Source organism: Nocardioides flavescens (assembly GCF_009823805.1).
Lineage (GTDB): Bacteria > Actinomycetota > Actinomycetes > Propionibacteriales > Nocardioidaceae > Nocardioides > Nocardioides flavescens.
This window is the reverse complement of sequence record NZ_WUEK01000008.1, coordinates 25,881-44,284: the sequence shown is the minus strand read 5'-3', so window position 1 is coordinate 44,284 and position 18,404 is coordinate 25,881. Positions and strand designations below refer to the sequence as shown.

Sequence of the window (18,404 nt, the reverse complement as noted above, 5' to 3'; positions counted from 1 at the left end):
GCTTCTGGCGAGCGAATGAGGACCTAAGCTCGCCACCTCTGCAGCGTCGAGCGTTGGACAGGAAGCTGATGGCCCAGGACCCACTGCGCGCGGGACTGCGAGATGAGCTCGTCACCGAGGAGCTGGAGCGCCTTCTTCAAGGGGTCGAGCGAGCGACGTACGGGGCTGATGCGCTGACCGCGAGCGACGCGGTCGAGCGGCTCGGCAAACACCTGCTGCGGGTCGCTCGCCGCATGCGTACGCCGCGCGATACTGCCAGCCTGGAGGCTGGGGTCGAGGCCGTGAACCGAGCCATCGACGCACTCGACGACGACTTCGCGGCCGACCGTGTGAGTCTTCCTCCCCGTCTGCTGAAGGGCATCAGCCCGGATGCCGGCCTCACTGGCGGTGCACTGCCCGCCCACCCGACGATCCCGCTCACGACCAGCGAGCTCCTCGTCAACGGGGCGGGCGAGCCCAGCTTCGGCGCAGTCCTGCGGGAGGAGATCCGCTGCGCGGAGGAGGTCGACCTCATCTGCGCCTTCGTCGGCTACACCGGGTTCCAGCCGCTGAAGGAGGAGCTCCGCGCTCTTCGTGAACGAGGCGGACGGGTGCGCGTCATCACGTCCACCTACCTGGGCGCGACAAGTGCCAAGGCACTCGACGAGCTGGTGAAGCTCGGGGTCGAGGTCAAGGTCAACTACCAGGGTCAGTCGACGAAGCTCCACGCCAAGGCGTGGCTGTTCCGCCGACCAGGTGAGCTCGACACCGCCTGCGTCGGTTCCTCGAACCTCTCGGATGCGGCGCTGTACTCAGGGCTCGAGTGGAACGTTCGACTGGCGCGCGCCGATGCTCCCGGCGTCTTCGGCCGCATCCAGCCGATTTTCGAGAGCTACTGGCACGCGCCTGTGTACGAGACCTACACCCTCGATGACCGCGACCGTCTGGACGCCGCGCTCCTCGAGGCGAGGGGCTATTCGCAGCGCGCCATCAGCAAGACGGCGCAGCGCACCATCGACGACCTGAACCAGCGCCTTGAGGAGGCGTACGCCGAGATCTCCCTGCAGCCGAAGCCCCACCAACGTCACGTCCTCGAGACGCTCCAGCACCGGCGGTCGTCGTTCGGCGAACATCAGCACCTCGTCGTGGCCGCGACAGGGACGGGCAAGACCGTGATCGCCGCCCTCGACTACGCGCGCCTGTGCGACCAGCACGACACACGGCCGCGGCTGCTCTTCATCGCTCATCGCGAGCAGATCCTGGAGCAGGCGCGGGCGACCTTCCGCCGGGCACTGCGAGACCCCGGCTTCGGCGAGCTGCTCACGGGCAGCGCGGCGCCACCAGCGGTCGACCACTACGTCTTCGCGATGGTGCAGACGCTGCATCGACGCCTCAGCACTGTGCCCAGCGATCACTACGACGTCGTCTACGTCGACGAGGCCCACCACAGCACAGCGTCGTCGTGGCGCGAGGTCGTCGAGCACCTCGCACCCCGCGAGCTCGTCGGACTCACCGCGACACCCGAGCGGACCGACGGCATGGCCATCACCGACCTGTTCGGTGGCGGGTACACCACCGAGCTCCGACTGTGGGAGGCCGTCGACGACCAGCTCCTCGCACCGTTCGAGTACGTCGGGGTGGATGACGGCACCGACCTCCGCACGCTGTCGTGGCGCGCCGGGGACTACGCGATCGGCGATCTCGCCGACCTCTACACCGGGGACCACGAGCGAGTACGCCTCATCGTCGAGGCCGTGCACCGCTGGGTCGACGTGCCCGCGCAGATGCGGGCGCTGGCGTTCTGCGTCTCGGTCGAGCACGCGAGGTTCATGGCCCAGGAGTTCACCCGCCTCGGCTTCCGAGCTGAGCACCTCGACGGCGATCACGACCAGGCTCACCGCGACGCGGTCCTCGGTCGGTTGCGGGCCGGTGAGCTGCAGGTGGTGTCCAGCGTCGACGTTCTAGGCGAGGGCATCGACGCACCGGACGTCGACACCGTGCTGCTGCTCCGACCGACCCAGAGCCCCGTGCTCTTCGCCCAGCAACTGGGGCGGGGTCTTCGTCTGTCACCGGGGAAGTCGTCCTGCCTCGTCCTGGACTTCATCGGTCAGCACCGCGCGGAGTACCGCTACGAGGAGCGGTTCCGCGCCCTCATCAGCCCACAGCACGGAACTCTGCGCGAGCAGGCCGAGCAGGACTTCCCGTTCCTGCCGGCCGGCAGCTCGATCACCCTCGAACGGGTGGCCCGTGAGCGCGTGCTGGCGCGCCTGAAGGAGGTCACGCCACGAGCCGGACTGACCGGACTGGTCAAGGATCTGCGGCGCACCCGGTCCAGGACGCTCACGGACTTCCTAGAGGAGACCGAGCGATCGGTCGAGCAGTTCTACGCCGTCGACCAGCGCAAGATGTCGTGGACTCGACTGCAGCGCGAGGCCGGCGGAGGCGACGTGCCTCCCGCACCAGGTGATCCGGAGCTGCGGCGGGAGGAAGCGGACCTGCTACGACGCATCGGGTTCCTCCAGCACGTCGCAGACCCGACGCGCGTCGACACCTGGACGACGTGGCTGGGCGCGGACCAACCGCCGGACGAGAACGGACTGACGCGGTCCGAGTCGCGGTTGGCCATGCAACTTCTGCACCTGCTCGGCACCACCCCTACGAGCATCACGGAGGGCTTCGCGCAGCTGTGGCGCCACGTCTCGGTCCGCGACGAGATCTGCGAGCTGCTGTCACTCACCCGCGCGAAGCAGGATGCGACGGCGTCTGCACTCTTCGGACTCGACGATGTTCCGCTCATGGCGCACGCGCGCTACACGCGCGCCGAGGTCTTCGCCGCCATGGGGATCAGCACAGTCGACAGACCGAAGGAACACCGCGAGGGTGTCTACTTCGCGGCAGACCTGCGCACCCAGCTGATGTTCGTGACGTTGAACAAGGACCATCCGTCTTTCGCCTCGCACATCCAGTACAGGGACCATGCCCTGTCGGCCGACCTCTTCCACTGGGAGACGCCCAACAACTGGCGACAGACCACTCCGTCGACACTGAAGTGCATCGGCGCCGGTCCTGACGCGTCCGAGCACCGTCTGCTCTTCGTGCGCGAGCGGAGCCAGGGCGGGATCGAGGGCACCTTCCGCTTCTTCGGGCAGGTCGACCAGCACGGCGAGCTCGAAGGTGAGCGGCCCGTGGCCATCACCTGGCGGCTGCGGCAACCCCTCCCGGAGATCGTGTTCGAAGCGACCAGCCTGCTGGCCACGGGCTAGAGGCCCGGTCGATGGAGCTCCGGGGTGGTTTCGAGACGGTCGTTGCACGACCTCCTCAACCACCGACCACGACAGCCCCTCCCTTCCGACGCGCCCGTCTTGATGAATCTTCAACTAGCGGAATGCTGCCGCACCTGCGAGCGTTGCGACGGCAACCACCCACCACCTCCGGAGGTCCCCGTGCACGTCGGCATCGACAGCTTCGTCTCCCGGGTCACCGACCCGTCCACCGGCCACGTCGTCGGGCCGGCGGAGCGGATGGCGCACCTGCTCGAGGAGATCGAGCTGGCCGACAAGTCGGGGCTCTACTCGTTCGGGATCGGTGAGCACCACCGCGAGGAGTACTACGACTCCGCGCCGCCGGTGATCCTCGCCGCGGCGGCCGCGCGTACGACGAACATCCGGCTCGGCAGCGCCGTGGCGGTGCTGAGCGCGGCGGACCCGGTGCGGGTGTTCCAGCAGTTCGCGACGCTCGACCTGATCTCGGGTGGGCGCATCGACCTCGTGGTTGGACGGGGCTCGTTCATCGAGTCGTTCCCGCTGTTCGGGCTCGACCTCAACGACTACGACTCGCTGTTCACCGAGAAGCTCGACCTGCTCCTCAAGATCCGCGAGTCGGAGCACGTCACGTGGTCAGGTCAGCACCGCGCGCCGCTGAACGGTCAGGGCGTCTACCCGCGCCCGGTGCAGGAGCAGTTGCCGATCTGGATCGGGGTCGGCGGCACGCCGGCGTCGTTCGCTCGCGCTGGCGCGCTCGGGCTGCCGCTGATGGTGGCGATCATCGGTGGGGAGCCGCGCCAGTTCGCGCCCCTCGTCGACCTCTACCGCCGCGCGGGTGCGCAGGCCGGGCACGCGCCCGAGCAGCTCCAGGTCGGGCTGCACGTCTTCGGCTACGTCGGCGAGAGCCACGAGCACGCGGCCGACACGATCTACCCGGGGTGGAACGAGATGTTCACCTCGATCTCGCGCGAGCGCGGGTTCGCGCCGCCCAACCGGGCGCAGTTCAATGCGACCAGCGGTCCGGACGGCGCGTTCTTCCTCGGCGACCCCGACGAGATCGTCGCCAAGCTGGGCCGGGTCGCCGACCAGCTCGGCGGCGTCGACCGGGTCTCGCTGCAGATGACCAACCCGCGCCTGGCCCACGAAGACCTGCTGCGCGGCATCGAGCTGCTCGGCACCGAGGTCGCGCCGCGGGTCGCCGACCTCTGAGGTCAACGTTGGAGGTCAGTGTCCGGGCTCAGCGGGCCGGGGTCGGCAGCATCATCGTGGCGAGCTGCAGGGCCCCGGTGAGCTCCGACTCCTCACCGAGCTCGGCGGCAACCACGCGGACCGCAGCGGCGCAGGCCGGTTGAGCGTCACGCAGCAGCGTCTCGCGCACGGCGTCCAGCAGCCGCGGGGTGCCACCGCCGAGCTCGCCGCCGATCACGATCGCGCCTGGGTTGAGCAGGTTGCAGATGTTGGCCAGCACCTCGCCGAGGATGCGGCCGGCCCCGTCGATGACGCGCCAGGTGAGCACGTCGTCGGCGTCGAACCTCAGAGTCTCCGGGTCCTCGGTCGGGTGGGTGTGCGCGATCTGAGCGCGGACCGAGCTCACCGACACCACCGCCTCGAGGCAGCCGCGGTTGCCGCAGCGGCACAGCTCGGTGTGGCTGCGCAGCTGGGTGTGGCCGATCTCGCCGGCCACGCCTGAGGCCCCACGGTAGGGCTCGCCGCCGATGACCATCGCGGCTCCGACGCCGTGGGAGACCTTGACGTAGAGGAAGTCGCGCACGCCGCGACCGGCGCCGCACGCGAGCTCGCCGTACGCCCCGAGGAAGGCGTCGTTCTCGACGTGGACGCGGCACCGCAGCCGCCGGCTCAGCTCCGCCCCCGGGGAGATGCCGACCCAGCCCGACAGGATCGACGGGCTCCGCAGGCGCCCCCCGGCCGTCTCCACCGGCCCGGGGATCCCCGCGACGGCGAGCCTGGGCGCCGCGACGCCGGCCGACGAGACGAGCTCGCGCACCATGCCGGCAGCCAGGTCGAGAGCCTCCTGAGCCCGACGGTCGACGTCGAAGCTGCGCCGTGACCGCGCCAGCACTCGCCCCGTCGCGTCGGCGATCGCCACCTGCAGGTGGTTGTGGCCGAAGTCGACGCCGGCCACCACCGAGCCGTCCGCCGCGACCCGCAGCAGCTTGGCCGGACGGCCGCTCCCCGAGCCGGGGCCCGGCCCGGGTCCCTGCACCTCGACGACGAGACCGTCGTGGATGAGGGCCCCGACGGTGTTCACCACAGTGCTGCGTGAAAAGCCCGAGAGGTCGCACAGATCGCCGCGGGTGACGTCCTGGCGCTGCCGGATCAGCCGGAGCAGCGACTCACGGGCCTGGGCCCTGGACGCACGCGCCACCTCGGTCATGGATCGGACCGTACGGGCAGGTGCGAGAGCCGGTCAATGACCCGTCTTTATCGGTATGACGGTGCACCGAAAACGTTTCATTTCCACCCCTCGATTCAATTGACAGAGTTGAAAAGCGGCACATAGTTTCCAGGAGTCCGCTGTGACGGTCGTCTCTGCAGAGCACCTCGTCGGGGAAGCCCGAGGTGCTGGTCCTGCACGCCCGTTGCGGCACGTCCCCCTGTCTGAAAGGACAACTCTGTGCTCTCACGCCCTCCGTCTCGCCGCGTCCGCGGCCAGGCGGCCCTCGCCACCGGGGCGATGCTCGCCATCGCCCTGGCCTCGCCCCTGATCGGCGGTGCGCAGACCGCTCTCGCGGCCGACGCCCCCGCCGCCTCCGGTCCGCAGTCCCCCGCGATCGCCAGCAACGCCCCGAACACTGCGACCGTCAATTGGCTGGTCTCCCAGCTGTCCGTCGCCGAGAAGCTCACCCTCATCCGGGGCGGCACCGACCCCGACCAGCACGGTGAGGCCGGCTACCTCGCCGGTGTCCCCCGCCTCGGCATCCCGGAGATCCGCCACGCGGACGCCATGGGCATCAACACCCGCAACGACGCGACGTCGTTCCCGACCCGCCTGGGCCTCGCCTCGTCGTTCGACCGCGAGGACTACGTGCGCCTCGGTGAGCAGGTCGGCAAGGAGGGCCTCGCCAGCGACGTGGACCTCGTCTACGGCCCGCAGGTCGACGTAGCGCGGTTCCCGTCGTGGTCGCGCAACATGACGACGAACGGCGAGGACGCCTACGTCTCCAGCCAGTTCTCGGAGACCGAGATCCGCGGCATCCAGAGCCAGGGGCTGCTGTCCCAGGTCAAGCACGTCTCGCTCTACGACGGCCAGAACCAGAACGTCCCCTCCCTTGTCGGCCCGCAGGCGGCCCACGAGCTGTTCCTCGCCCCCGCCCAGGCGGCGATCGAGGACGGCGAGGTGTCGTCGGTGATGTGCTCCTACGCGACGTTCCAGATCGTCACCGAGCAGGGCAAGTCCGACTACGCCTGCTCCAACTCCAACCTCAACAACAACATCGTCAAGACGCTGTACGGCCTGAAGGGGTTCATCACCTCCGACTACGGCGGCAGCAAGGCCCCCTCGGACCTCATCGCCGGCATGGACAACGAGTTCTCGACCTCGAACTTCACCGCCGCCCGGCTCCAGCCCTACGTCGACCCGACCTCCTCGACCTACGACCCGGCGTACGCCGCCCGCCTCGACGACGCGGTGTCGCGCATCCTCTACCAGTACGAGCGGTTCGGGCTGCTCGACAACTCGAAGATCCCGGCGGCCTACCGCTCCCCCGTGGCCCAGCACGGCGACGTCACCAACAACCCCAACACCACCAACGTCGACAAGGCCGCCGGCATCGTCGTCGCCCGCGAGCTGGCCGAGGACGCCGGCGTGCTGCTCAAGAACGACGGCGGCGCGCTGCCGCTGTCGAGCACCGGCACCGTCGCCGTGGTGGGCCCGACGTCGACGCTGCTGCCGAGCAGCCCCGGCGGCGAGCGCGCACGCGGCTTCGGCGACCGCAACAACCTCACCCCGCTCAAGGCGATCCAGACCGAGGTCGGCACCGCCAAGGTCACCTCGGCGCCCGGCGTCGACTGGATCGGCACCACCGTGCCGACCGCCAACCTGCAGACGACCAACGACAGCGCCGCTGCTCCGGGGCTCACCCTGACCGGCACCGACGCGAACGGTCAGGCGATCACGCCGAGTGTCGTCACGACCGTCGACGGCAAGCAGACCAACCTCGCCAAGGGCGGCACCTACACCTGGTCCGGCTACCTCAACGTGCCGACCGCCGACACCTACCAGCTGCTGCTGCAGCGCTCGTACGGCTCCGACAGCGGCAACGCGGCGGCCTTCAACGGGGGCGTCGCCCCCGAGGGTCGCGGCGGCGGCGCTGCGTCGAACATGACGCTCAGCGTCGACGGCACGGCCCGCACCATCGCCAACCCGGGCAGCAACATCCTGCCCAACGACTTCCCGGACGGGCAGGTCGCCTCCAACGGGCAGTACCTCGGCAAGGACAACCGGGGCATCGCCCTGGACCTGACGCCGGGGCTGCACCAGGTGTCGTTCACCTACACCCCGGCCGTCACCAACGCGACCGCGCCGACGATGCGCTTCGCCTGGGCACCGCTGAACCAGAACATCGCGAAGGCGGCGCAGGCGGCGCAGACCAACGACAGCACGGTCATCTTCGTCGACGACTCCGGCGCCGGCACCGCCCAGGGCGGTGGCGACAACTCGTCCACGACCGCGGCCGTGAAGTCGCTCAGCGCGAGCCAGGACCTGCTCGTGAACACCGTCGCCCAGGCCGCCCACGCGGCCGGCCACAAGGTCTCGGTCGTCGTGAACTCCGGCGCGGCGATCGCCATGCCGTGGGCCGGCAGCGTCGACGCGATCCTCGAGATGTGGTACCCGGGTCAGGAGGGCGGCACGGCCACCTCGAACCTGCTCTACGGCAAGGCCGACCCGTCGGGACGGCTGCCCATCTCGTTCCCGAAGGACAACGACTCGACGCCGTTCAGCGGTCGTCCCGAGCGCAGCACCGGCTCGCAGGCCGCCGACGAGACGACCCCGAGCATCAAGTGGACCGACGGCGTCAACGTCGGCTACCGCTGGTACACCGACCCGACCGCGAACCCGACGGGGATCAAGCCCCAGTTCGCGTTCGGCTACGGACTGTCGTACACGACGTTCGGCTACTCCGGCCTCTCGGCCAAGCCGACCACCGACGGCGGTCTCGACGTCACCATGACCGTCAGCAACACCGGCTCGCGGGCCGGTGGCACCTCGCCGCAGGTGTACGTCGGCCCGTCGCCCGACCTCGCGGCGCCCGTGCGTGACAGCCACGGCATCGTCGTCTCGGGCTTCGAGCAGTCGGCACGCAAGCTCGTCCAGTTCGACCACGTCGACCTCGCGGCCGGCCAGTCGAAGACCCTCACCCTGCACGTCGACGTCCAGGAGCTCTCCGCCTGGGACTCCGTCGCGCAGCGCTGGGTGGTCGGCACAGGCAACCGCAGCATCATGCTCGGCGCCGCCTCCGACGACATCGAGCAGACCGTGACGACCGACGTCCGGACCGGTCTGGCGTCGCCGAGCATCACCGCCCAGCCGGCGGCCACCCGCACCGCCGAGGTCGGGGAGGCAGTGATCCTCACCGCCGCCGCGTCCGGGACGCCCGCACCGACGGTGCAGTGGCAGCGCAGCCAGGGCGGCTCGTGGATCGACATCGCCGGGGCCACCGGGACGTCGTACGCCTTCACCGCGACCCCGGGTGACAACGGTGTCCAGTTCCGCGCCGTGTTCAGCAACGAGCTCGGGACCTCGATGAGCAGCGCGACGACCGTCAAGGTCACCCGCGACGCCCTCACGGCGCCGAAGATCAAGAAGGGCAAGACCAAGAAGAAGGGCAACAAGCTGGTCCTGAAGTGGTCGCCCGCGACCCCGGCCTCCTCGGTCGGTGGTTACCGCATCCTCGACGGCACCGAGGTCGTCGACGAGGTGTCGGCCAGCGCCACCAAGGCCACGATCCGGCTCGGCAAGGGCAAGCACCGGATCCGCGTCGTCGCCGTCGCCGTGGACGGCCTCGTGACCGGAGGTGACGCCGCCTCCGCCCCGGTGAAGGTCACGCGGAGGTAGCCCTCCCGTCCCTGCACCACCTGCAGCACCCGAGGTGCTCCCTGGCGTCCGCGCCAGGGGGCACCTCTGCGTCTCCATCGGGCGTCGCAGGAGCCTGGGCAACGCCCGCGGCGCGCGGGATGATCAGGCCCCCACCCCGTCGCACCCAGGAGGCCCCGTGCTCGCTCACCGTCCGTCCATCCGCTGGGTCGTCGCCCTGCTGATCGCTGCCCTGCTCGTCGCGGTGGGCGCCACCGCCACCGCGGCCCCCGCGGCGCGCCTGACCCAGGCCAAGGTCAAGAAGATCGCCACGAAGGTCGCGACGAAGGTCGCCAGCAAGGTCGTCGACCAGCGGGCCGGCACCCTCTCGGTCGCCCGTGCCGCCTCGGCCGACACGCTCGCCGGCGCCGGGCCGGCGGCGTACCTCGACCGGGTCGCGAGCGGCGTCGTCCGTTTCGACTCGGCGATGCCGAGCGGCAAGACCGAGATCCTCGCCCCGGTGTCCGTCACCGTGCCGGCAGGCGTGTCGTTCGTGCGGGTGACGGCGACCGCGAACTTCTCCGGCAGCGGCAACATCGCCATCTTCGTCGTCCCGGCCGCCACGCCCTGCGACCTGCTCGCCAACGACACCGCCTACGGCAGGCCGTACCTCCAGATCAGCAACGGGCTCGGCCAGCTGGTCGCCGACACGGTCGTCCCGGTGACCGCCGGCACCCAGTCGTTCCACCTGTGCGGCAGCCTCGACCCCGGAGGCAACGCTCGGATGGCCTACCGCACGCTCGTCCTCGAGACCGTGGCGAGCGGGGCGGGCGGCAGCGCGACCCCCTGACCCGGCAGACACAGGTCTCACCGGACGGGTTCCGCCGCACGGGACAGCTGCGGACGGAGGGAGCTCGGGCGGGCTAGGAACGCAGGGTGCCCGTCACCCCCCTCTCCCCGTCGACCCCGGCACGGGTCCGGCAGCGGCTCAGCGGGGCGATCGCGGCGATGGTGTCGGCCGCGGTGCCGCCGTTCCTCGTGGCGGTGCTGGCGGTGCAGATCGACCGCGACATCGGCTTCTCGACGGTGCAGCTCGGCGGCGGAGTCGCGGCGTACTTCTTCGTCTCCGCGCTCGGCTCGCCGTGGGCCGGCCGGCTCGTCGCGACGTACGGCGCCGCGCGGCCGCTGCGGATCGCGACCCTGGCGTGCACGGTCGGGCTGCTGGCCGTGGCCGCCGCGCCGGCGGGATGGGCCGTCGTCGCCGCGCTGGCCCTGCTCGGGATCGCCAACGCCGCCGCGCAGCCGGCGGCGACCCACGTCATCACCGGCATCGAGCTGCCGCGCACCCGGGCGACGGCGTTCGGGCTGGTGCAGTCGTCGATCCCCGCCACCACGCTGCTCGCCGGCGTGGTGCTGGCGGCGTTCCAGGACCAGTCGTGGCGACTCGCCGTCGTGCTGGTCGCCGCCCTGACCCTGGCCGCGCAACTGCCGCTGAGATGGGTCAAGGATCCGGAGGCACCGCCGGTGGCGGCACAGGTCGAGCCGCCGACGCGCCGAGGGGGCATCGAGCAGGACCGCGCGCGCGGTTTCGTCGCGCTGATGGCGGCCACGGGGTTCTTCGTCTCGCTCGCCTCGACCTGCCTGCCGTCGTTCCTGGTGGTGACGGGGCTGCTCTACGGTCTCTCGCCCTCGCTGGTCGCAGGGGTGCAGGTCGCGGGCAGCCTCACCTCGATCCTGGTCCGGGTCGTCGCCGCGTCGACCGGCGCGTCGATGAGCGGCGCCGGCAACGTCGCCGGCGTGGTGCTGCTCGCGAGTGCGGGCGCGCTCGGCTTCGGGCTCATCTCGACCGGCTCTGCCGCGGCCTTCGTGGCGGGCTCGCTGCTCGCCTACGGCTGCGGGTGGGGATGGAGCGGGCTGTTCAACCTCAGCGTCACCCGCGCGGTGCCGCACACAGCCGCCGCGTCGACCGGGGTGACCCAGGGCGGCATCTTCCTGGGCGGGTCGATCGGTCCGCTGGCGTTCGCCGGGGTCGTCCACGGATCGGGCACCCAGCTCGCCTGGGGACTGGCCGCCGTGTCGGCGTGCGTCGCCAGCGCGTGCGCTCTCGCTGCGCGCCACCGGTGGACGCGGCCCGTCGTCGTGCACCACCGTCTCGGAGAGGAACCCACGTGAGGCCCGAGCCCGTCAGCGCCCCTCCACCCAGGCCGCAGCTCGCGCTGCGGGTGCCGCCCTGTGCGCCCGTCGGCGACATCGCCGCCTTCGTCCGCGAGGTGGAGGACCTCGGCTTCGACCGGGTCTACGTGCCCGACTCGCAGCTGCTGTGGCGAGACCCGTTCCTCACCCTGCACACGGCGGCGCAGGCCACCGAGCGCCTGGTCCTCGGTACGGCGGTCAGCAACCTCGTCACGCGTCACCCGAGCGTGGTCGCCGGGCTGGTGCGCACCCTCGGCGAGACCGCGCCCGGCCGCATCCACCTCGGCGTCGGCGTCGGCAACAGCTCGGTGGAGCCGGTCGGGCTGGCCCCGAGCCGGCAGGCGGAGCTGCGCTCCGGGATCGCCCAGGTGCGCGGGCTGCTCGCCGGCGAGGACGTCGCCTTCGGCGACCGGGTCGCCCGTCAGCGCGACCCCCATCCCGGGATTCCCGTCTATCTCGCCGCGAGCGGCCCCAGGAACCTCCAGCTCGCCGGGGAGATCGCCGACGGCACGATCGTGCTAAGCGGGATCTCGGACGCGCTGCTCGAGCGGTCCGTCGCCCTGGTGCGCGAGGGCGAGGAGCGCGCCGGCCGCCCGTACGGCTCCAGCGACGTCGTCGTCAGCGCCTTCGCCGCGGTGACCGACGACGTCGAGCGCGACGCCCGGACGCTCAAGCCCGTGCTGGCCGCGATGGCCCAGCACGGCGGCCGCGCGGCGCTCGAGACGGTGGGCATCCGCGCCCAGGTGCCTGCGCACGTGCCCGAGATCTACCCCGACCTGGTGCACGCCGAGGACTGGCCCGCCGCGGTCGAGAGGTGCTCGGAGTGGATCAGCGATGCCGACGCGCTGCGCTACGCCCGGGAGTTCTGCCTGTTCGGCAGTGCCGCCGAGGTCGCCGCGGGCATCGCCCGCGCCGCCGCCCGAGGAGCGTCGACCGTCTACCTGCAGCACGTCGGCTCCTACGACCTCCCCCGCCGACTCGCCGACGACGTCGCCACCTCGGTGGCCCCCCTGCTCACGAAGGAGCCCGTGCTGTGACTACCTCCCCCAATGCCGCCGACCACCTCGTCAAGGACTACGTCGACTCGCGCTTCGGTCAGCTCCACGTCGTGGAGACCGGCGCCGCCGCCCCCGGCGATCCCGCCGTGCTGCTGCTGCACCAGACCCCGCGCTCGTGGGACGAGTTCCGCGACGTGCTGCCGCTGCTCGGCGCCCGCACCCGCACCGTCGCCATGGACACCGTGGGCTTCGGTGCCTCCGCGAGGCCGAGCGAGCCGATGAGCATCGAGCAGTTCGCCGACGGCGTGGAGGACGTCCTGGACGCCCTCGGCCTCGACGACGTCGTCCTCGTCGGCCACCACACCGGCGGCGTCGTCGCCGTCGAGGTCGCCGCCCGTCGGATCGAGCGGCTGCGGGGGCTCGTGCTCTCCGGGACGCCGTACGTCGACGAGGCGCGGCGGGAGCGGGTCGCGGCGTCCGGGGCCCACGTCGACCACGTCGAGCGCACCGCCGACGGCGACCACCTGCTCCAGCTCTGGGTGGGCCGCGAGCGGTTCTACCCGGCCGGGAGGACCGAGGTGCTCGAGCGGGTGCTCGCCGACGCGCTGCGGGTCATCGACCGGGTCGACGAGGGCCACCACGCCGTCAACGCCTTCCGCATGGAGGACCGGATCGGCGCGATCGGCTGCCCGACGCTCGTCGTCTGCGGAGCCCTCGACGGCTTTTCGCTGCCCGACGTGCCGCGGCTGCTGTCGGCGCTGCCGCACGCCGAGCAGCGAGTGCTCGCCGGCACCGGCGTGCCGTCGGTCGACGACCAGCCGGCGGAGTTCGCCCGGGCCGTCCTCGACTTCCTGGACTCCCTCGCGCAGGCGCGCCCGGGACGGCCGTGATCGCCACCGCGGGACGCATCCACTGGCTCGCGCTCGGCGGGACCATCCAGTCGCTCGGCCAGGACCCGCTCGACATCGACCGCTACCACCTCGGCGGGGGCACGCTGCGTCCCGCCGAACTGATCACCCCTGTCTCCGAGCTGGTCGGCGAGGTGACCTCGGAGGAGCTGCCGCTCTCGCCGAGCCACGACATCACCCCCGAGTCCGTCGTGCGCCTGCTCGGCCGGATCCACGAGCTGCGAGCCTCGGCCTCGGCCTCGGACAGCCCACCGGTCGGCTTCGTCGTCACCTGTGGCTCCAATGGCATGGAAGAGCTGGCCTACCTGCTGTGGCTGCTCCACGACGGGCCTGAGCCCATCGTCGTGACGGCCGCGATGTGGCCTCCCACCGCGGTCGGCAGCGACGCCCTCAGCAACCTCGTCGGCGCCATCGCCGCCGCCCGTGTGCGGCCGACCCCGGGCCCCGCGAGCGGTGCCGCGGCCCGGCGTACGCCGGTGCTGGTGTCGACCGACGGTGCCGTGCTGCACCCGGTGTCGTCGTTCAAGACCCACACCTCGCGCCGCGACGCGTTCCGCGCGTCGGCCGCACCCGTCGGGACCGTCTGGCCCGGCGACCAGGTCGCGCTGCGCTCGGGCACCACGACCTCCCCGCTCGCGGGAGCGCGCCTGCTCGAGGCGCTGCCGCGCGTCGACATCGCCTACTCCCACCTCGGTGCCGACGGACTGGTCGTCGACGCCGCCGTGGCCGCCGGTGCGCGCGGCATCGTCTGCGCCGGGATGGGTGCAGGCTTCGGCGCCCCGGACGAACGACGAGCCGTCGTCGCCGCCCTCGACGCGGGGGTCGTGGTGTGCCAGGCGTCGCGGACGCCGTTCGGCGCCGTGGCCCTGCCCGCACGCACCTCGCTCGACGAGCGGCTCCTGCTCGGCGGCCGCCTCACCCCGCAGAAGGCGCGCCTCGCGCTCTGCGTCGGTCTGGCCGCCGGGCTCGACGCAGCCGCGCTCCAGGAGCTGTTGGACACACCTCCGCTGCTCGAGGGCGACCTCGGGGGCTGAGCCGGGAGTCCCACCGCAGGCGTGGTCTCGAGAAACTGTGCAACCTCCTGGTCCGAGAGTCGACGCACCTCGGCGCTGGTCGAGCAGTGGTCGGCCAGGACCGTGCGCTCGTTGCTCGACCAGCGACGCGGAGCCCTCCGGCCACAACGGGCGGTCAGGCGACGGCCCGGAAGACCCGACCACCGCGGGGCGGAACGCAGCAGCGCCCGCCCCCGGGAGGGGACGGGCGCTGTGAGGGAGGAGGAGGTCAGTTGTCCTTCTCGTGCTCCTCGTACCAGCCGAGGAGCAGCTGGGTGTCGAAGTCGGGGAGGGACTCGACGGCACCCGAGTCGACGAAGAACTGGGCGCTGTCCTTCGCCTGGGTGACGTCGGCGTCGGTGATCCCGCGAACCGTGAACTCCAGGTCCTGGAAGATCGTGGTCGTCTGGTCGGCGGGCACCTTGATGGCGTCCTCGGTGATCTCCGCGGCCTCCTCCGGGTCGTCGACGATGAACTCGTCGGCCTCGGCGATCGCCGCCAGGACGCCGGCGGCGGCCTCCTCGTTGTCCGCGAGCCACGTCTCGTCCGTGACCATCCACTGCGAGTAGCTGAAGTCGAAGTCGCCGATGCTGCCCACGATCTCGCCCCCGGACTCCTCCGCGGCGCGGCTGGCCCAGGGCTCGTAGATGACGGTGCCGTCGACGTCGCCGCGCTGCATCAGGGTCGGTACGTCGGGCGGGGTGGCCGAGACCAGCTCGACGTCGTCGGGGTCGACCCCGACGCTCTCGAGGTAGCGGACCGTGGCCAGCGTCGCGACGCCCGGGACCGCGGCCATCTTGGTGATCTGGCTGGGGTCGGTGATCCCCTTGCCCAGCACGACCTTGATGTAGGTGGACGACTCCTCGAACGACGCCAGAGCGCGCAGCCCCGGGTTGGCCCCCATCAGCGTCAGCGTGGTGGCGTCGGACTGGGTGGCCATCTGGGCCTGGCCGGCGATGAGGGCCTGGGTCGGGGCCGGACCGCCCTCGGTGGTGACGTACTCGACGTCGACGCCGTGGTCCTCGAAGAAGCCCTTCTCCTTGGCGACGTAGATCGGGGAGTACGACGGGTCGACGCCGGTGGCGATCGTGACAACGGGCCGCAGACCGCCGCCTCCGCTGCCGCCCTCGTCCCCGCCGCAGGCGGCCAGACCGCCCGAGACGACCACCGCCGCGGCGGCGTACGCCAGGGCCTTGCGTGCAGACATGTTCATTCCTGTCTCTCAGACCCGGACGCCGTAGTGGCGCAGGGCGGTGCTGGCGACGAACCGGATGGCCCGGTCGCAGAGGAAGCCGAGGACGCCGAGCGCGATGATCCCGACGAAGATCCAGTCGATGCGGCCGAAGTTGCGCGAGGTCCAGATGAGCGAGCCGAGCCCGCTCTGGGCCGCCACGATCTCGGCGGACACGATCGTGAGGAAGCTGTTGCCGAGCGCCAGCCGGGCGCCCGTGACGATGGTCGGCACCGTCGCGGGGAGCACGACCGACACGAAGGTCTGGCGGCGCGACGCCCCCAGGCTGGCCGCCGCGCGCAGCTTGGACTCCTCGATGCCCAGGACGCCGGCGATCGTGTTGATCGTGACGATGAAGACCGAGGTGTAGAAGATCAGCACGATCTTCGAGGTCTCGCCGATCCCGAACCACGCGATCGCGACGGTGACGAAGGCGATCGGGGGGATGAAGCGGAAGAACTCGATGTAGGGGTCGAGCAGGGTGCGCACCAGCTTGACGCGGCCCATGAGGATGCCCAGAGGCGCGCCGACGAGGATGCCCGCCGCCCAGCCGAGCCCGATGCGGCGCAGCGAGACCAGGCAGGACTCGATGAGGGTGCCGTCGCGGGTCAGCTCGACCGCGGCGCTCCACGTGGTCGCCGGCGAGCTGACGAGCGCCGGACCGAAGTACGACGCGAGGCCCTGCCAGGCCAGGATCCCGACCACGAGCGAGGCCACGGGGTAGCCGACCCGCTGGGCGATGGTCCGGCCCCGGGCGGCCCCTCGGCTGGGGCGAGGTGTGCGTGCGGTGGCGCGCGAGGCGGCCGGTGCCGTCGTGACGGGGATGGTCATGCGCGGACCTCCTGCTCGGGCGTGCCGGTCGTGCCCGCGGTCGGCAGGCCGAGGGACTTGGCGACCTCGGCCGTGATGTCCTCGCGAATGGCGTGGCGCAGCTCGACGAACGCCGGGGAGTCGACGTCGCGGGGCCGCGGCAGGTCGACCTGGTAGGTCGACTTGATGCCGGCGCTGGGACCGGCGGTCATGACGACGACACGGTCGGCGAGCACGATGGCCTCGTCGATGTCGTGGGTGACGAAGACGACCGTGCTCTGGCGCTGGCGCCAGATCCGGTCGAGCTCGACCTGCATCACGGTGCGGGTCTGGGCGTCGAGGGCGCCGAACGGCTCGTCCATCAGCACGATCTCGGGCTCGTTGGCCAGCACCCGGGCGATCTGCACGCGCTGGCGCATGCCACCCGAGAGCTGCGGGGGCCGCTTGTCGGCGTGCTGGGCCAGCCCCACCAGCCGCAGGTGCTCCTCGACGATCTCGGCGCGGCGGGCCTTGTCCACGCCGCGCATCCGGGGACCGAAGGCGATGTTGTCGGAGACGGTCAGCCAGTCGAAGAGCGCGTCCGAGCTCTGGAAGACGACCCCCAGCTCGGGACAGGGCCCCTTGATGGCGTGGCCCTCCATCTCGATGACACCGTCGCTGGGCGGCACGAAGCCGGCCATGACGGACAGCAGCGTGGACTTGCCGCAGCCAGAAGGGCCGAGGAGGCAGACGAACTCGCCGTTGCGGACGTCGAGGTCGACCCCCTCGACAGCGGTGAAGTCGCCGAAGGTGATGCCGACACCGTCGAGGTGCAGTGCCGGTGCGGGGCGGGCCGGAGGGACCGCTGTGGTTGCCGTCATCGGCACCTCGCTCTGGATGGTCATGGGGCTCCAGGGGTCGCGGGAGCGCGCTCCCGGCGGGCGTGGACGAGCTCCGTCGCTCGTCGGGTTCGCTGGGCGGACCGGTCCGGTAGGTCAGATCACACCTAGGTGCGGATCGTTGTAGCCCGACGTCGAGCCCGAGCGGAAGGACCAGTCCCGTGTCACGGAACGCCCCCGAGCGCGACAGCTCGAACATGCTGGAGAAGTCGCTGCGCATCCTGCAGGCCTTCCGACCAGGTGATCGCGGTCTGCGTCTGATGGCCCTGGTGCAGCGCACCGGCATGCCCAAGTCGACCGTGCACCGGTTGGTGTGCGAGCTCCTCGACCAGGGGTTGCTCGCCGACGACGGCGAGGGGGCCTACTCCCCCGGGATGACGCTCTTCGAGCTCAGCAGCCTGGTCCCCGCGATCGACCACCTGCGCGTCACCGCGCAACCCTTCTTGCAGGACCTGCTGCTCGCGACCCGGCAGACCGTGCACCTCGCGGTGCGCGACGGGCTCGATGCGGTCTACGTCGACAAGATCCACGGTCACTCCGATCTCGGGCTCCCGTCCCGGCTCGGCGGTCGGCTCCCGCTGCTCTGCACCGGGATCGGGCGCAGCCTGCTCGCCCACGCGCCGGTCCGGGTGCAGCAGCAGGCGCTCGCGCGGCCCACCCGACGCCTCCTCGACGGGCGTCTCCTCGACGCCGAGCGGCTCGCCCTCGAGCTCGCCGAGATCCGTCAGGCGGGACTCGCCTTCGAGCGGGGCGAGATCGCGGCCGGCCAGGCCTGCATCGCGAGCCCGGTGCTGGTCGCGGGTGAGGCGGTGGCGGCGATCTCGCTGTCGGTGCAGGTCCACCACTTCAACCTCCCGGCCCTGGCCGGGACCGTCCGGATGGCCGCCTCGCGGCTGGGGCAGCGGCTCGCCGAGGAGCCGGCCGCCGACCCCGGAGCCGCCGAGGACGTCCGGGCCGCGGAGCGCTGCGCAGTCTGACGGCGGTCCGAGCCGAGATATCGGTGAGCGGAACGGCGCTGTACCCCCCGGCGTCGGCGCTCGTCCATCGTGACAACAGGA

Annotated in this window: 13 protein-coding genes; 9 read left to right on the top strand and 4 right to left on the bottom strand. The window is 71.5% G+C overall.

Going from position 1 to position 18,404, the window contains the following annotated elements; all coding sequences use genetic code 11:
- The first annotated feature begins 68 nt into the window (after positions 1-68).
- Together GRQ65_RS13610 and GRQ65_RS13605 are read left to right on the top strand one after the other, a co-directional pair.
- Complete coding sequence (locus tag GRQ65_RS13610; protein ID WP_160878528.1) at positions 69-3,242, top strand: DUF3427 domain-containing protein; 3,174 nt, start codon at positions 69-71, stop codon at positions 3,240-3,242.
- Positions 3,243-3,422: 180 nt separating this feature from the next.
- Positions 3,423-4,451, top strand: a complete 1,029-nt coding sequence (locus tag GRQ65_RS13605; protein ID WP_160878527.1) for an Atu2307/SP_0267 family LLM class monooxygenase — start codon at positions 3,423-3,425, stop codon at positions 4,449-4,451.
- 28 nt (positions 4,452-4,479) lie between these two features.
- Here the strand turns inward: GRQ65_RS13605 and GRQ65_RS13600 are convergent, their stop codons facing one another.
- Positions 4,480-5,637: an ROK family protein gene (locus GRQ65_RS13600; protein ID WP_160878526.1), complete on the bottom strand. Its 1,158-nt coding sequence runs from the start codon at positions 5,635-5,637 to the stop codon at positions 4,480-4,482.
- A 240-nt stretch (positions 5,638-5,877) separates the two neighbouring features.
- Here GRQ65_RS13600 and GRQ65_RS13595 point away from each other — a divergent pair, with 240 nt between their 5' ends.
- The 6 genes from GRQ65_RS13595 to GRQ65_RS24065 all read left to right on the top strand — a co-directional run bounded on the left by GRQ65_RS13595 (position 5,878) and on the right by GRQ65_RS24065 (position 14,409).
- The gene (locus GRQ65_RS13595; RefSeq protein WP_160878525.1) at positions 5,878-9,318 is read left to right on the top strand and encodes a glycoside hydrolase family 3 C-terminal domain-containing protein; all 3,441 of its coding nucleotides are present in this window, start codon (positions 5,878-5,880) and stop codon (positions 9,316-9,318) included.
- A gap of 157 nt (positions 9,319-9,475) precedes the next feature.
- The gene (locus tag GRQ65_RS13590; protein WP_160878524.1) at positions 9,476-10,126 is read left to right on the top strand and encodes a hypothetical protein; all 651 of its coding nucleotides are present in this window, start codon (positions 9,476-9,478) and stop codon (positions 10,124-10,126) included.
- 86 nt (positions 10,127-10,212) lie between these two features.
- Positions 10,213-11,448, top strand: a complete 1,236-nt coding sequence (locus GRQ65_RS13585; protein WP_160878523.1) for an MFS transporter — start codon at positions 10,213-10,215, stop codon at positions 11,446-11,448.
- Complete coding sequence (locus GRQ65_RS13580) at positions 11,445-12,506, top strand: LLM class flavin-dependent oxidoreductase (RefSeq protein ID WP_202388091.1); 1,062 nt, start codon at positions 11,445-11,447, stop codon at positions 12,504-12,506. The genes GRQ65_RS13585 and GRQ65_RS13580 overlap by 4 nt, the downstream gene beginning before the upstream one ends.
- Positions 12,503-13,357, top strand: coding sequence for an alpha/beta fold hydrolase (locus GRQ65_RS13575; protein ID WP_160878521.1), 855 nt, complete (start codon positions 12,503-12,505; stop codon positions 13,355-13,357). The genes GRQ65_RS13580 and GRQ65_RS13575 overlap by 4 nt, the downstream gene beginning before the upstream one ends.
- Entirely contained in the window at positions 13,354-14,409 is a 1,056-nt protein-coding gene (locus GRQ65_RS24065) for an asparaginase domain-containing protein (RefSeq protein WP_160878520.1), read from the top strand. Before GRQ65_RS13575 ends, GRQ65_RS24065 begins: the two co-directional genes overlap by 4 nt.
- A gap of 247 nt (positions 14,410-14,656) precedes the next feature.
- Here GRQ65_RS24065 and GRQ65_RS13565 read toward each other — a convergent pair whose 3' ends face one another.
- The 3 genes from GRQ65_RS13565 to GRQ65_RS13555 are packed head-to-tail and all read right to left on the bottom strand — an operon-like array spanning position 14,657 to position 17,352.
- Complete coding sequence (locus GRQ65_RS13565; RefSeq protein ID WP_160878519.1) at positions 14,657-15,634, bottom strand: ABC transporter substrate-binding protein; 978 nt, start codon at positions 15,632-15,634, stop codon at positions 14,657-14,659.
- A gap of 15 nt (positions 15,635-15,649) precedes the next feature.
- Positions 15,650-16,489, bottom strand: coding sequence for an ABC transporter permease (locus GRQ65_RS13560; protein ID WP_160878518.1), 840 nt, complete (start codon positions 16,487-16,489; stop codon positions 15,650-15,652).
- Positions 16,486-17,352 (bottom strand): ABC transporter ATP-binding protein, encoded by an 867-nt coding sequence (locus GRQ65_RS13555; protein ID WP_202388090.1) that lies wholly within the window; start codon positions 17,350-17,352, stop codon positions 16,486-16,488. The genes GRQ65_RS13560 and GRQ65_RS13555 overlap by 4 nt, the downstream gene beginning before the upstream one ends.
- Before the next feature lie 155 nt (positions 17,353-17,507).
- On the opposite strand from GRQ65_RS13555, the gene GRQ65_RS13550 reads away from it, so the two are divergent.
- On the top strand, positions 17,508-18,323 hold the full coding sequence (locus tag GRQ65_RS13550) for an IclR family transcriptional regulator domain-containing protein (RefSeq protein ID WP_160878517.1): 816 nt from the start codon (positions 17,508-17,510) through the stop codon (positions 18,321-18,323).
- The last annotated feature ends 81 nt before the right edge of the window (positions 18,324-18,404 follow it).